The following is a 14,772-nucleotide window of genomic DNA, read 5'->3' on the forward strand; positions in this document are numbered from 1 at the left end:
ATAAATTATGCATTATCAGCTGTTGGGCGGTCTGTGCCTTTCAAGTTATCACTTACCTGATGGTGATGCAATTTAGCTTCGATAGCTGATGAACTATTGTTGGCATAAGTACCATAAGCATCAACCAGTGCACCTTTTAGATTGTACCTCGTTGACGAAATAGCATATACAATAGCCATATCTGATGGGTTACTCGGGCCTTCGAAACGATAGAATTCATCTACTTCAAAATCGTCTGCACCTAATTCAATATTCTGTGATTTATCCTGAATGGTATCTGCGCCATCCTCAAAACTAAGGTTAGCAGTATATCCTCTTTTTAAAAGATCGTTAGTGGCATCCACTAAAGTTTCGTAATTTTTCATGGTGATGTTTTATTATTTAGGCGACAAAGTTTGCGTTGCCGGTTTCGTTATATAAACCATTAATGAGGGCTGGTTGTTTTAAAAGCCTGTTTGATAATTCAAAGATCAAGGCCTTTAATTAAGATACATACTATCAAGAATGAAACTTTGATTGCAATTATTAGCTTTGCACACAACCATGTTCGTTTTATCAAAGGTCCTGCTGTTTTTACTGTTCCCCTTCACCTGGATTTTAATTCTGCTGGTATGGGCTTGTATCACTAAAAATATTAAGCGTAAACAAAGGCTGTTAATAAGCTCGTTGCTACTTATTTATATTTTCTCCATACCAATTTTAGTCGATTTATATTCACGTGCCTGGCATTATCCCGACGCTAAGCTTAATGGCAAAAAATACAGTGCGGTAATTGTATTGGGTGGATTTTCATCTGAGGGTTACAAAAACCAAGGCTATTTCAATGCCGCTTCAGACCGTTTTATACAAGGTGTTAAACTTTATGAAACCGGGAAGGCTGCTCATATATTGATAAGCAGCGGTAGCGGAAACCTGATTGATACCAGATTTAAAGAAGCTGATTGGGTTTACGGACAGCTTAAAGCCTTTAATATTCCTGATAGCAATATTTTGATTGAGGATAAATCAAGAAACACACTGGAGAATGCGCTCTTCTCTAAGCAAATACTTAAAGAGCACAATATAGCCGCCCCATACATCCTGGTTACTTCTGACTTCCACATGCGGCGATCAGTAATGCTTTTTAAAAAAGCAGGATTAGCGGTACTACCCTATTCATGTAACTACGATACCGGTTTAAGAAAAATCAGTCCTGAATCTTTCCTACCAGAATCTTTTACATTGTTCACCTGGGAACGCTATACGAAAGAACTGGTTGGATATATTGTAGACGGATTTTTAAGATCCTGAATATCATTAAGCCGAATTACGGTAACGGCTAAAATGGATCTTACGTTTTGAAATATTATGCCTTTTTTCTTGCTTAGGTTCTAAATCCTTTAATTCCTGTTGCAATATCTTCTCAAAAGATTTGATGATATCCAACTCCATTTCAAATTGATTTACATAGAAGTCACGATCACTGCGTGAAGATTCTGGAAAATCCACATTCATAACACTTAAATTATAAGCACACTATCCATTTGCAATGCATAAGGATAACGGACTGGAGGTTTATTATATTAATTGGTTATTATGGTAACGTTATGTAATGTAGAAAGTTTTTTACTTACCACCAAAAAAACCACCATTTTTTTGGTGGTCATTTTGTTTAAGTTAGTTTAGCAAACAACAGTTATCTCGCGCTCATTCACTCACACTCACAAATCATCAGCACATTCAACTCTGCTCAATTTCACAAATCAAACTGCTGCTTGCATACAACTAACAAAATCATTTATTCATTCAGAAAGACAAACTGATTGTCGAACATATCCAGTTTGATCTTACTATCTTTATCTACCTTACCGGCAAGTATCTGCTTAGACAGTTCGTTAAGTATCCGTTTCTGAATAACACGTTTTAACGGGCGGGCACCAAATTGCGGATCATAACCTAACTGTGCCAGCCAATCCAAAGCCTCGTCGGTAGCGTCCATAGTAATACCCATTTCAGCTAAAGTAGCTTGTAACTGTTTAAATTGAAGTTTAACGATCTCAGCTATCTCATTACGGCCAAGAGGGGTGAACATAATGATCTCGTCGATACGGTTTAAAAACTCAGGACGGATAGTTTTCTTTAACAGTTCAAACAACTGTGCCTTGGTGCGTGCAATCACTTCTTCTTTATCATCCTCATCATAGTTCTCAAAATTCTCCTGAATAACATGTGAACCGATATTAGAAGTCATGATCACGATAGTGTTTTTGAAATTTACCACACGGCCTTTGTTATCAGTCAACCGGCCATCATCAAGCACCTGCAGCAAAATGTTAAATACATCCGGGTGAGCTTTTTCGATTTCATCTAACAAGATCACACTGTAAGGTTTACGGCGTACAGCTTCTGTTAGTTGGCCACCTTCATCATAACCCACATAGCCCGGAGGCGCACCGATTAAACGGCTTACCGCATGGCGTTCCTGATATTCAGACATATCAATACGCACCATTGATTGTTCATCATTGAACAGAAACTCGGCCAGTGCTTTGGCTAATTCTGTTTTACCGACACCTGTTGTACCTAAAAATATGAAGGAACCAATTGGTTTACGTTTGTCCTGCAAACCTGCACGGCTGCGTCGTATGGCATCACTGATGGCTTCTATCGCTTCTTCCTGCCCTGCAACACGTTTATGCAGTTCTTCTTCCAGGTGAAGTAATTTTTCGCGCTCGCTTTGTACCATTTTACTTACCGGGATACCTGTCCAGCGTGAAACAACGCCTGCAATATCTTCGGCAGTAACCTCTTCTTTCAACATACGGCTATCGGCCTGGTTTTCCAGTAGCGCCGCTTTTAGTTTATCTATTTCTTCCTGTGTTTCGCGGATGCGGCCGTAACGTATTTCAGCTACCTTGCCATAATCACCAGCACGTTCTGCCTGCTCTGCTTCCAGTTTGTAGTTTTCAATGGCTTCAACCTTTAAGTTTATGCCATCTACAAGGTCTTTTTCACTTTGCCATTTTGCGCGTAAAGCATCGCGGTCAGCAGAAAGATTAGCAATTTCTTCGCTCAGATCTTTTACTTTACGGTCGTCATTTTCACGTTTAATGGCTTCACGTTCTATCTCCAACTGCATAATGCGGCGTTCCAATTCGTCAACGGCTTCTGGTACCGAATCCATTTCCAGGCGAAGTTTTGATGCCGCTTCGTCCATTAAGTCGATTGCTTTATCCGGTAAAAACCTGTCAGAAATATAACGTTGCGACATTTCTACCGAAGCGATAATAGCCTCATCCAAGATACGCACCTTGTGGTGGGTTTCGTAACGTTCTTTCAAACCACGCAAAATAGAAATCGCATCGGCAGCATCTGGCTCGTCTACCTGTACACGTTGGAAACGGCGTTCTAAAGCCTTATCCTTCTCGATATATTTTTGATACTCGTTAAGCGTAGTTGCACCTATTGCACGCAGTTCGCCACGGGCTAAAGCCGGTTTCAGAATATTTGCGGCATCCATAGCGCCTTCGCCACCGCCAGCACCCACCAGCGTATGGATCTCATCAATAAACAGGATGATCTCACTATCGCTTTGGGTTACTTCTTTAACCACCGCTTTCAAACGTTCCTCAAATTCGCCTTTATATTTGGCACCGGCCACCAATGCACCCATATCCAATGAGAAAACTGTTTTGGTTTTCAGGTTTTCGGGCACATCGCCTTTAATAATCCGGAAGGCAATACCTTCGGCAATAGCTGTTTTACCAACTCCCGGCTCGCCTACCAATACCGGATTATTTTTAGTACGGCGCGATAGTATTTGTATCACACGGCGTATCTCTTCGTCGCGGCCAATAACCGGGTCAAGTTTTCCAGACTCGGCGTACTCGTTAAGGTTACGTGCATATTTGTTTAAGGCATTAAATGTAGCCTCTGCATTCTGATCAGTAACGCGGCTATCACCACGGAATTCGGTGATCGCTTTCTTTAAATCTTTTTCGGTTACACCGGCATCTTTTAAAGCGTTACCGGCAGCATCATTTACTGACAATATACCCAGCAGCACATGCTCAACAGATACAAACTCATCCTTAAACTCTTTCAAATAGCTTTGTGCTTTTTGCAAAGCCGAGTTAGCATTTGACGACAGGTACATATTGCTGCCGCTTACTTTAGGATATGATTCTATCTGCTTATCAAGCACAGTATTGAGCCTGGTAATATTTACATTTAGTTTTTTTAATAAATAGGTTACAACATTTTCGTCAGCAAGCAACAACCCTTTAAGCAGGTGTGCATTTTCAATAGCCTGCTGCTGATTTGCAGTTGCAATCTCCGAAGCCTTTTGCACGGCCTCCTGAGCTTTTATTGTAAAGTTGTTGAAATTCATAACACCTTTAATTCAATTCTTTTGCCAGTTATTAAAACCTGATAAAATGTCATTAAAAAACAAATCTCTAACGACAAATTGACGCGCACTTATATTTAAAAGTTAATTTATCAGTTATGTAGATATACTTAATATTACCACACAATGTTTAGGCAGAGGGCAATAAATAGCGACTTTGATTTAATTTTTATAATTTTGAGAAGACCCCAATTTATTTAGCTTTGGATACCTATTTTTTCAGAAGCCTGCCTCTAAAATACAGGAAAGGTTTCCGTAAATACTATACGCTTCAAAACCTGAAGGCGGCGCAAATTGCTGCCGTAGTTTTTTTCGCTATCAATATATTCCTGCGTTTGCTTTATACTGTTTTGCCCGAGAGCACTACGCATGCAGACAATTTCCCGGAATTTAACACCACTAACCTGGGCTTTTTATTGGCTACGCCTGTTTTTATAATTGCCGCTAATTTACTTTTGAGCAAATATAAAAAGCAAGAGCAACCCAACGTAATGATGTCGCTGGTGGTAAATTGCTTTTCGTTATATATTATCGCCGCAGGATTAGCGGCCAGCATTATCTCTACACATGATCCGCGCAACAGCATGGTGATTTACGTAATTGCGGTGATATTTATCGGGCTGGTTTTTTTGTATGAATGGGAAGATACCATTATGTTGGGCGTGTTCACAGAAATCATATTTACTGCCGCCTTGTTTTATTGCAATTTGTACACTACAGAGATGATGTATAATGAGCTTATAGGCTTTGTACTTATTACAGGTTTCTTCTTTATCTCGCGCTACACCTACTCATACCGTGCAGCACACTATATGCAACTGATGCAAATACGTGAGAAAAACGTAGAGATTGAAAAAGCAAGCCTGTTTAAAAATGAAGTATTGGGCATGGTAGCCCATGACCTGCGAAACCCCATTGGCGCAGTAGAATCTGTAGCGATGATTATGGAATTAGAGCCGCTTGATGATGACATGCAGGATAACGTGAACATGATAAAGGCATCATGCGAAAAGGCGTTAGCCATTATTAACGACCTGCTCGAGGTTGCCCGTAATGATAATATTGATGTTTTACAAACCGAACGTGTAGAACTTAACCAGCTACTTAATCATATCATTCATGCCTGGCAGTTTGGTAAAAATGTAAGAAATAACATCGCATTGATTAGCGGCAAACAGCCACTTTATGCCAATATCAACCCGGAAAAATTTCACAGGGTAATTGATAACCTGATCAGTAATGCTATAAAGTTTTCGAAGGATGAAGATACCATTGAGCTTTATCTTAACAAGACAAAACAAGGCATACATATAGAAGTGCGCGACCATGGTATGGGTATACCTAAAGAAATGCTGCCGCATATTTTTGAGCGTTTTTCAAAGGCTGGCCGTAAAGGAATACGGGGAGAACTGTCTACCGGGCTGGGGTTGAGCATTGTGAGGCAGATCGTTGAAAAACATAATGGCAAAATTGAGGTACAAAGTGAGGAAAAAAGAGGCTCGGTGTTTAAGATAAGCCTGCCAGAAGCTGTTTAAGATCAGGCGACGCTATTTAATAACAGGGAGCGTAAACCAAAATTTACTGCCTTTGCCCGGCTCGCTTATCAGGCCAATTTCGCCTTCATGCCGTTCAATTATTTCCTTACAAAGATAAAGGCCTATTCCAAACCCGGCTATTGAGGTCATTTCTTTACCCTGCACCCGGTAAAATCTATCAAACAGGTGAGGAATATCTGCTTCGCTCACGCCCATGCCCTCATCGGTAACTTCTACAAGCGCATGCCCGTTCCGGATAACGCATGACACATGAATATCGGTGCCGGGCAGAGAATATTTTAGAGCATTACTGATGAAATTATTAATTACCTGCTCTATCTTATCCCGATCAACATTAACCCATGTTTCTTGTACGGGTTTAAATATGATGCGGTGCGATAGCGAGTCCTGTACAATTCCGTCTTCAACTTCTCTTACTAGAGAAGCCATATTAACCCTTGCCCGCTCTATTGAAATTTTACCCGACTCCAATCTCGATACGTTCAGAAAACCATTGATCATGGTAGTCATCTTAACAGCCTGCTTGTGCGCCTTGGCTAATATCCCCGGTACGGCCTTATCAACACTACCCGTGGCTTTCTTTTGCAGAATTTGTATATAGCCGCTTAAAGAAGTAAGCGGAGTTTTAAGCTCATGGCTAACCATGGCAATAAAGTCATTTTTTCGCTGCTCATCCCGCTTTGGTTCTGTAATATCCTGCACTGTACCGTTTAAACTAATTGCATTACCATGTGCATCAAACCGAGACTTTCCTTTGGCCCTAACAATCCTCGATTGCTGCGTTAAAGGATTAATGATGGTGTACTCCACAGCATAGTTGCTGTATTTTTCAGATCTGAGCGTTTGCTGTATGGCATCAATTACTTTCTGACGGTCGCTTTTGGCAATTACATCAATAGCTGCGTCTAAGCTTATTTCATCCTCTGGATTTAAACCAAACCATGATTTTAGAAGATCGTTACCTGTAAATGAGTTGGTTTTGGGGTCATAATAAAATGTACCCAGTTCCCCGGCCTCTATAGCCAGGTTAAACATATCCTGTATCCGGGCAGCTTCTCTACGGACTTTTATTACATCTGTCAGGTCTTCTAAAATTACTAATATGCCGTTCACCTTACCTTCCGCATCACGTAGCGGTTGATAAATAGAGTTAACAAATGCCTCACGCAAGCCACCCTTATCGTAAAGCATTATACGGATCTCGTTATTTACCCGCTTATTGCCGGTTTGATAAACTTCGTCAAGCCAACCATAAACAGATTGTCCCGCTAACTCCGGCCTTGCAATTTTGTGTGGCTTGTTCAACACCTCCTGCTCTCTGCGCCCCCATATATTTAAGATGGCCTTATTGGCAATTTCTATAATATGATCGGGGCCGCGAAGCACCGCAATACCAACAGGCGCCTGCTCAAATACGTTGCGTATCTGGTTCTCGCTTTCAGTTAGTTTATCATTTGATACACTCAGCTGCTCCTGCGCAGTTGCAAGATCTTCATTGGCAGATAAAAGCTCCTCATTAGCTGCTTCTTGCGCTTCATTAAGTGTAGTAAGCCGCTCATTAGAGTCAGAAAGATCAGCAATAAGCTGGGTTTCGCGCTGTTCTTTCTCATGCACCAACTGCCATGCTCTTAAGCGCCTCGTTACGTCTGTAGCCGAATGTAATATGCAATAAGTTTTGCCTTCTTCATTTAATAAAGCGCGATATTGGAAATCAAAATACAATACAGATGGAGTCCCGTCTACAAGCAGATTAGCAGGCGTATCTGTTGCTTTGTATGTCGTACCTGTACGCCAAACTTCTTTTAATATATCCAGAAAAGGCTGACCTTGCAATTCAGGCACTGCTTCGCCTAACGGCATCCCGATAATCTCGCGCCCCTTGTCCCAGAATTTCAACATTACATCATTAGCAAACCTGATATGTAAATCTTCGGAGATATAAACAGCTGTTGCATCTTTAGAGAATGCCAGCACATCAAGCACTAATTTATCGTCAAAATCGAAAATTGTAGTCGTCATTAAGAAGAGGTGGAACAACCGCTAAGGTAAATAATTATTACTATAACTTAAATCAATAACAAATCAACCCGTATAGTTATTGTTCTAAATAAAATTTTTCGCTAAAATTTACGAGGAAAAGCTCTTGGCGGGCACGTGTACAAGCAGTATATAGCCATCTTAAAAAATCGGTATTAATCATCTCTTCGGTCAGGTAGCCCTGATCTACAAATACAGCATCCCACTGGCCGCCCTGCGCTTTATGGCAGGTAACCGCATAAGAAAATTTGATTTGCAACGCATTATAATACGGATTAAGCTTTAATTCATTAAGCTGCGCCCTTCGGTTAGGAATATGGGCATAATCTTTCATTACCTCGGTGTAAAACAACTTTTGATCGGCCGATGACAATGCAGGCGATTCAGAACTTATCGTATTCAGCAGCACCTTACACTCCATCGTTCGTTCTTCGGTATAATCCAAAAACTGCAGCTGTACATCTGCAAATCTCAAACCATACATTTCCTCAACTTTACGCACCCTTTTGATTACAGCCATATCGCCGTTGGCAATGAACCCGGTGCTATCGTCGTCATTAGCCTGCAGCCAGAAATAATTGTTGCGTACTACCATGATCTGGTCTCCGCCTGTTATTTCTTCTTCGCGGTACAGTAACCTTGTGCGTATCTGCTGATTGTAGATGTTTGCGTTTTTGTTAGAGCGGGTAATAATCAGGGTACTTTCATTACCATATTTACGATAGGCGTATTCCAAACCTTCCTGTAAACGCTCACCTGTCATCCTGAAAACATCTTTGTAGCCTTTTGTAGTAATCTGCGGGGCTTCTTCCAGCCCCTGCCTTATCAGCTCGCGTATCCCGGTTACATTGTAAAGTATTCCTGACATTTTTTGCTGACGCAGCACCTCTGTTAGTTCATAAACAGAAACTTTAAGGCCAAAATTATGCTGTACCAGCTGTGCGTTAAGGGCTGGGCTATCGTCAGAACCTACCGGCGGTAACTGTGCGGTATCGCCCACCAGCAGCAGTTTACAATTATTGTTGTTATATACATATTCGATCAGGTCATGCAAAAGCGAGGCCCTGCTAAAGCTACCTCCTTCATCGCTGATCATGGATGCCTCATCTACAATAAATAAAGTATCCTCAGCCACATTTTGGGCGGGCAAAAAGGCCTCGTCCACATTCATGGCCGATTTTTTACGATAGATGCGCTTGTGTATCGTAAAAGCCTTACGCCCCGAATAACTGCTAATCACTTTAGCTGCCCGACCTGTAGGCGCCATCAGTACAGATTTTAACCCGTAGTATTTAAGGGCTTTAACCAAAGCACTTACAATAGTGGTTTTGCCGGTGCCTGCATATCCCTTTAATATAAAACAGGTGTAGCCGTTAGGATCTCTTAAAAACTGATCTATTTTTTCAAATAATTCCTGCTGCTGCCCGGTAGGCTGGTGTGGAAATGATTTGTAAATATGATCGATAGCAGGCATTACTTTAAATAGTTGAGGTGCTAAGTTATTAAGTTATTACCAAACAAGCGATGAGTTAATGAACGAAGAAAATATTACATTTGTGGCTGACCAGCAATGACGAGCCAATCAAAACTGTATATCAGCGACGACTTTAGACCCGAGCGGACTAAGAACTTCATCCTTTTACTACAAATAAGGGAACGGGATTTTTCTTTTGCGGTGGTTTATCAGAAAGAGCTTCAGGTTTACGGAAAAAATTATCCTTTAAATGAATTGCTTGCACCGCAAGAACTGTCTGACTACTTAAGCCAGGAATATAATAAAGTAATTATCGGCATTGAACCGCAGGTTTTTACCATTTTGCCCAAAAGCCTTCATAAAGATGAGCTGGATGTTCAGGTAAGCCGCTTTTTAGATGTAAATGAACATGAAAAGGTATATCGCCAGTCTTTAAACGATGATAACTTTATCTTTTTTAAAGATGGCAATCAGATGGTCCCTCAAATTACTGCCAGGTATAAATACTATCATATCTGCTTTTTTTATAAAGGATGGATTAAGGCAATAAGTGAGACCGAGGCCAACTGGCAAAATTTTTATATCGATGTGCAGCCTGATGCCGTTCACCTGCTTTACTTTAAAAATAATAAGCTGCGGTTTTACAATCGGCTTAGTTATGAGAATACACATGAGTTGGTATACTTTGTAGCACTTACACTAAGTGAACTGCAAATTAACCCGGTTAATATCAAACTGATGCTGAGCGGTGAAGTTAGCCTCAATGATGAAACCATTCGCGCTTTAAGCGAATATTTCCCAAAGATTGAGATTAATGCTTTGTCGCTTTTATCTCGATTACCACAGCAGCTTACCATACAGGAGGCGCTTTCTCTATCGGCTTTAAACTTATGCGCGTAATTGGTGGAAGATTAAAAGGCCTGCGGTTAAACCCGCCGGCTAATTTACCTGTACGCCCCACTACAGACCTTGCTAAAGAAGCGCTTTTCAACATCCTTCAAAACCAGATCGAACTGGATGGCATAAAAGTACTGGACATTTTTTGCGGTACCGGAAATCTAAGTTTCGAGTTCGCATCCAGGGGTGCAACACATGTACAATCTGTTGACCGTAGTTTTCATTGCATTAAATACGTAAATGATACCGCTAAGCAGCACGGACTAAGCCAGATCAAAACATTTAAGGCAGACGTTTTTAAATATCTTGAGCAAGAGACCGAAAAATATGATCTCATATTTGCCGACCCGCCTTATGACATTAGCCGTATTCCGGAAATACCTGTTATTGTTTTTAACCGGGACCTTTTATTACCGGGCGGGTTGTTGATCGTAGAACATCAGTCGATGCAGAACCTAAGCAACCACCCCGCGTTTACAGAACAACGCAGATACGGGCATTCGTCGTTCTCTTTTTTTAACAAAGATTAACTTTACTTTAAGTATCGTAATAGTATTGACGGTTTAATTTTTTTGGTGCAGCTTTACCTGCAAAACCGAAAGCTATGAAAATTGCGCTGTTTCCAGGCTCATTTGATCCAGTTACAAAAGCCCATGTTGATATTGTTGAACGTTCGCTTGGCTTATTTGATAAGCTTTACATAGGCATTGGCGCCAACAGTTCTAAACAGGGTTTATTAAGCATGGCTAAGCGCGAAGAGTTATTGCGCGCGGTTTTTAACCATGAGCCTAAGATTGAAATAGTTACTTACGAAGGTTTAACCGTTAACTTTTGCCGCAGTATTAACGCTGCCTGGATGATACGCGGTATACGTACCGTGTCCGACTTTGAATACGAAAAGGCTATAGCGCAAATGAACCACGCCCTGGCCCCTGATATAGAAAGCATATTTATTGTAAGCAAGCCCGGCTATTCGTCTATCAGTTCAACCATTGTACGCGATATTTTACGCTATAACGGCGATGTAAGCAAGTTTATCCCTGCTGCTGCTCTTGACCATCTGTAAGCAGCCCGCTTTCTTCCATTACTTCGATAATGGAAGGGAAAGTGTTGCTTAAGATCAGCGCAAAACCATCGTTAGTAAACCATTTTACATCAGTGATATTTTCTTCTAACTGCGGTACAAGTTTGCCCTTGCCGGTATACTTCATTTTATACCAGTGGCTCTTTTTTAACACAACCTGGCCTTTTATGGTATAAGCGTGGTATGTTTTACAAATCTTTTTACCCGAACTGCTGATCTCAATTCCGCATTCTTCTTCTACTTCTCTTACTGCACCTGCACGCGGGCCCTCCCCTTTTTCAAGTTTACCTTTGGGCAGGTCCCACTTATCATTACGATAAATAAAAAGATGCTCGCCTTTTTTATTTTTAACTAACCCGCCCGCTGCTTCAATAAGCGTTACGCTTTTAATTATCCTTTTTAAAAAAGCCTTTGCATTATCAGTGATCACGTAGAACTGATTACTGGTAGAATTAAGTACCTGGAAATAAATTTTTGAAAAGTCAAATTGCTCTACTCCAATTAGCTCTGATTGATTTATGCCTTCAGGTGCAGATTCTGTAATACTTATGGTCTTTTCGTTGATATAAATTCTGTAGTTTTGAGCCATGTTTAATAAAACTGAGATTGAACAGCAGGTAGCTGAATTTCTGCTGCAAATTAAAGCAATAAAACTACAACCTGCTAATCCTTTTACATGGGCATCGGGCTGGCGTTCGCCAATCTACTGTGATAATCGTATTACCCTGTCACACCCTGCTATCCGTACCTATATCAGGCAACAGCTAAGCGCACTTATTCAGGAAGAATTTGGTGTGGTAAGTTGTATTGCCGGCGTAGCAACAGCCGGCATACCCCAGGGCGCACTGGTTGCGCAAGAACTTGGCCTGCCTTTTATATACGTGCGTTCAAAACCAAAAGAACATGGAACAGGGAAAATGATTGAAGGTGAAATTTTGCCTGGAAAGCGTGTTGCCGTAATTGAAGACCTTATTTCGACCGGGAAAAGCAGTTTACAGGCTGTAGCTGCCTTGCGCGAGGCTGGCTATGATGTTGCAGGTTTAGCAGCAATATTTACCTACGGGTTTGATGCCGCAACAGAAAATTTCAAAGAAGCAAAATGTCGTTTTGCCACACTATCCAACTACAACGCACTGTTAAAATACGCAGAACAAAACGCCTATATCAACACGAGCGACCTTGATATTTTAAAACAATGGCGCGAAAACCCATCAACCTGGGGCCAATAAAAAAGTCCGCCTGTATCAGGCGGACTTTATATTTATAGCTATTAATTATTCTGTTAATAGATTCTCTTCCTTTTATCCAAATTGTAAATTACTGCTATCACATTTACAATTACCAGAGCTGTTATTAAAGCGATCATAATGGTTATAGTTTTAGTTAATCTTTTTAGATAATTGCAAACACTGTTCCATTATTAATATGTAGCTAATTTGTTAAATAATTTCATCAATTATTTATCTGATCAGATCGTTTAAACGGTATATCCGGATACAATTTTAGTCATTCAACATCAAACATGTTACATAAGATATTCAATCATTGTAGCATGTTAATCCGATAATTTAAAGCCTTTTCGGGCAAATTCGAGCGCAAATTAGTACCTTTGCACTTATATTCAGAATTGAGGTAAAACATGATTACAGTATCCAATTTATCCCTTCGTTACGGCAAACGTACTTTGTTTGAAGACGTAAACCTAAAGTTTACGCAGGGAAATTGTTATGGCATAATTGGGGCAAACGGGGCAGGAAAATCCACATTCCTGAAAATCCTGAGCGGGGAAATTGATCCTTCCACAGGATCGGTTAGTTTCACTCCGGGCGAGCGTATGGCGGTATTAAAACAAAACCACTATGAGTTTGATGAATGTCCGGTGATTGAAACTGTGCTGATGGGCCACAAGGAACTATACAGTATCATGAAAGAGAAAGATGCCATTTACCTGAAAGAAGATTTCAGCGATGCCGACGGCGAACGTGCAGGCGAACTGGAGAATCTTTTTGCAGAAATGGATGGCTGGAATGCCGAAAGCAATGCCGCTACCCTTTTAAGCAACCTGGGCATAACCGAAGACCTGCATTATAAATTGCTTAAAGAGCTTGACGGTAATCAAAAAGTACGTGTGTTATTAGCACAGGCCCTATTTGGTAGTCCGGATATATTACTGCTGGATGAGCCTACCAACGACCTTGATATACATACCATCAGCTGGCTTGAAGATTTTCTGGCCGGATATGAAGCTATTGTGTTGGTTGTGTCGCACGACAGGCACTTTTTAGATACCGTTTGTACCCACGTGGTAGATATTGACTTTGGCAAGATGACCATTTATACCGGTAATTACAGTTTCTGGTATCAGTCGAGCCAACTGGCTTTAAAGCAGCGTGCCGATCAGAATAAGAAAATGGAAGATAAGGTTAAAGAGCTTCAGGAGTTCATTAGCCGTTTCAGTGCCAACGCATCAAAATCAAAACAGGCAACCAGCCGTAAGAAAGCATTGGATAAGATCAACCTGGACGAGATCAAACCTTCAAATCGTAAATATCCTGCTATTATGTTTAACCAGCAGGTACGCGAGGCGGGTGACCAGATCCTTCAGATTGAAAAGCTTGGCAAAGCCATGGGTGGCGAAATGCTATTTGATAACATAAACCTGATGGTAAACAAAGGCGATAAGATTGCGGTGTTGTCACAAAACAGCTTAGCGACTACAGCTTTTTATGATATTTTAAGCGGCCGCGACACCGACTACAGCGGAAGCTTTAAATGGGGTGTTACCATTAACATTGCAGATATTCCTATTGAAAACGCTGCTTACTTTGAAGGTAAAACCGATAACCTGATCGACTGGCTGCGCGAGTATTCGCCGGGTGAAAAGGATGATCAGTTTATCCGCAGCTTTTTAGGCCGTATGTTATTTACCGGCGAAGAAGTGCTTAAGAAAGCCTCGGTACTATCGGGTGGCGAAAAAATGCGCTGCATGTTTAGCCGCATGATGCTGCAACAGGCTAACCTGTTAATGTTTGATGAGCCTACGAACCACCTTGACCTGGAATCAATCACTGCTTTAAACAACGGGTTGAAAGATTTTAAAGGCACCATGCTGTTCACTTCACGAGATCATGAGCTTACCCAAACCGTTGCCACACGTATTATTGAAATTACACCGGCGGGAATTATAGATAAGCTGATGACTTATGACGAATATGTAAACAGCGAAGCCGTGCAAAAGCAACGCGAAGAAATGTATGCAATTGCTTAACATTTAAATAATCTCCCTGTGGAAAATTTCAATGATACTAATCAGGCTAATTACAAACTGGGGATATTT

General features: G+C 41.0%; 13 protein-coding genes. 7 read left to right on the forward strand and 6 right to left on the reverse strand.

Going from position 1 to position 14,772, the window contains the following annotated elements:
- Positions 1–5: 5 nt before the first annotated feature.
- Positions 6–365, reverse strand: coding sequence for a phosphoribosylpyrophosphate synthetase (locus PQ461_RS13000; protein WP_274205953.1), 360 nt, complete (start codon positions 363–365; stop codon positions 6–8).
- A gap of 178 nt (positions 366–543) precedes the next feature.
- On the opposite strand from PQ461_RS13000, the gene PQ461_RS13005 reads away from it, so the two are divergent.
- Positions 544–1,290, forward strand: a complete 747-nt coding sequence (locus PQ461_RS13005) for a YdcF family protein (RefSeq protein ID WP_274205954.1) — start codon at positions 544–546, stop codon at positions 1,288–1,290.
- Between the two features lie 6 nt (positions 1,291–1,296).
- Here the strand turns inward: PQ461_RS13005 and PQ461_RS13010 are convergent, their stop codons facing one another.
- Positions 1,297–1,494, reverse strand: coding sequence for a hypothetical protein (locus tag PQ461_RS13010; RefSeq protein WP_274205955.1), 198 nt, complete (start codon positions 1,492–1,494; stop codon positions 1,297–1,299).
- Between the two features lie 283 nt (positions 1,495–1,777).
- A complete protein-coding gene (gene clpB, locus PQ461_RS13015) occupies positions 1,778–4,369 on the reverse strand; it encodes an ATP-dependent chaperone ClpB (protein WP_274205956.1) in 2,592 nt (863 codons plus the stop codon).
- A gap of 221 nt (positions 4,370–4,590) precedes the next feature.
- On the opposite strand from clpB, the gene PQ461_RS13020 reads away from it, so the two are divergent.
- Positions 4,591–5,922, forward strand: a complete 1,332-nt coding sequence (locus tag PQ461_RS13020; RefSeq protein WP_274205957.1) for a sensor histidine kinase — start codon at positions 4,591–4,593, stop codon at positions 5,920–5,922.
- Positions 5,923–5,934: 12 nt separating this feature from the next.
- Here the strand turns inward: PQ461_RS13020 and PQ461_RS13025 are convergent, their stop codons facing one another.
- Together PQ461_RS13025 and PQ461_RS13030 are read right to left on the reverse strand one after the other, a co-directional pair.
- A complete protein-coding gene (locus PQ461_RS13025) occupies positions 5,935–7,962 on the reverse strand; it encodes a PAS domain-containing sensor histidine kinase (RefSeq protein ID WP_274205958.1) in 2,028 nt (675 codons plus the stop codon).
- 76 nt (positions 7,963–8,038) lie between these two features.
- Positions 8,039–9,454: an ATP-dependent DNA helicase gene (locus tag PQ461_RS13030; RefSeq protein WP_274205959.1), complete on the reverse strand. Its 1,416-nt coding sequence runs from the start codon at positions 9,452–9,454 to the stop codon at positions 8,039–8,041.
- Positions 9,455–9,550: 96 nt separating this feature from the next.
- Here PQ461_RS13030 and PQ461_RS13035 point away from each other — a divergent pair, with 96 nt between their 5' ends.
- From PQ461_RS13035 to coaD, 3 genes are all read left to right on the forward strand, one after another.
- Complete coding sequence (locus PQ461_RS13035) at positions 9,551–10,354, forward strand: DUF3822 family protein (RefSeq protein WP_274205960.1); 804 nt, start codon at positions 9,551–9,553, stop codon at positions 10,352–10,354.
- Entirely contained in the window at positions 10,345–10,881 is a 537-nt protein-coding gene (locus PQ461_RS13040) for an RsmD family RNA methyltransferase (protein WP_274205961.1), read from the forward strand. Before PQ461_RS13035 ends, PQ461_RS13040 begins: the two co-directional genes overlap by 10 nt.
- Positions 10,882–10,955: 74 nt before the next feature.
- Positions 10,956–11,417: a pantetheine-phosphate adenylyltransferase gene (gene coaD, locus PQ461_RS13045; protein ID WP_274205962.1), complete on the forward strand. Its 462-nt coding sequence runs from the start codon at positions 10,956–10,958 to the stop codon at positions 11,415–11,417.
- Here coaD and PQ461_RS13050 read toward each other — a convergent pair.
- On the reverse strand, positions 11,386–12,024 hold the full coding sequence (locus tag PQ461_RS13050; RefSeq protein WP_274205963.1) for an NUDIX hydrolase: 639 nt from the start codon (positions 12,022–12,024) through the stop codon (positions 11,386–11,388). The two genes, coaD and PQ461_RS13050, sit on opposite strands and share 32 nt — an antisense overlap.
- On the opposite strand from PQ461_RS13050, the gene pyrE reads away from it, so the two are divergent.
- Together pyrE and PQ461_RS13060 are read left to right on the forward strand one after the other, a co-directional pair.
- Positions 12,023–12,664, forward strand: coding sequence for an orotate phosphoribosyltransferase (gene pyrE, locus PQ461_RS13055; protein WP_274205964.1), 642 nt, complete (start codon positions 12,023–12,025; stop codon positions 12,662–12,664). The genes PQ461_RS13050 and pyrE overlap by 2 nt on opposite strands.
- Positions 12,665–13,074: 410 nt before the next feature.
- Entirely contained in the window at positions 13,075–14,703 is a 1,629-nt protein-coding gene (locus PQ461_RS13060; protein ID WP_274205965.1) for an ABC-F family ATP-binding cassette domain-containing protein, read from the forward strand.
- Positions 14,704–14,772: the final 69 nt, after the last annotated feature.

This window comes from Mucilaginibacter sp. KACC 22063 (genome assembly GCF_028736115.1).
Lineage (GTDB): Bacteria > Bacteroidota > Bacteroidia > Sphingobacteriales > Sphingobacteriaceae > Mucilaginibacter.

Bases quoted from the DNA above. Each gene is read 5' to 3' on its own strand.
- PQ461_RS13040 (WP_274205961.1), top strand. From the start codon at position 10,345: ATGCGCGTAATTGGTGGAAGATTAAAAGGCCTGCGGTTAAACCCGCCG.
- PQ461_RS13060 (WP_274205965.1), top strand. From the start codon at position 13,075: ATGATTACAGTATCCAATTTATCCCTTCGTTACGGCAAACGTACTTTG.
- PQ461_RS13035 (WP_274205960.1), top strand. From the start codon at position 9,551: ATGACGAGCCAATCAAAACTGTATATCAGCGACGACTTTAGACCCGAG.
- PQ461_RS13025 (WP_274205958.1), bottom strand. From the start codon at position 7,962: ATGACGACTACAATTTTCGATTTTGACGATAAATTAGTGCTTGATGTG.
- PQ461_RS13005 (WP_274205954.1), top strand. From the start codon at position 544: ATGTTCGTTTTATCAAAGGTCCTGCTGTTTTTACTGTTCCCCTTCACC.
- PQ461_RS13000 (WP_274205953.1), bottom strand. From the start codon at position 365: ATGAAAAATTACGAAACTTTAGTGGATGCCACTAACGATCTTTTAAAA.
- PQ461_RS13030 (WP_274205959.1), bottom strand. From the start codon at position 9,454: ATGCCTGCTATCGATCATATTTACAAATCATTTCCACACCAGCCTACC.
- PQ461_RS13050 (WP_274205963.1), bottom strand. From the start codon at position 12,024: ATGGCTCAAAACTACAGAATTTATATCAACGAAAAGACCATAAGTATT.
- pyrE (WP_274205964.1), top strand. From the start codon at position 12,023: ATGTTTAATAAAACTGAGATTGAACAGCAGGTAGCTGAATTTCTGCTG.
- coaD (WP_274205962.1), top strand. From the start codon at position 10,956: ATGAAAATTGCGCTGTTTCCAGGCTCATTTGATCCAGTTACAAAAGCC.
- PQ461_RS13010 (WP_274205955.1), bottom strand. From the start codon at position 1,494: ATGAATGTGGATTTTCCAGAATCTTCACGCAGTGATCGTGACTTCTAT.
- clpB (WP_274205956.1), bottom strand. From the start codon at position 4,369: ATGAATTTCAACAACTTTACAATAAAAGCTCAGGAGGCCGTGCAAAAG.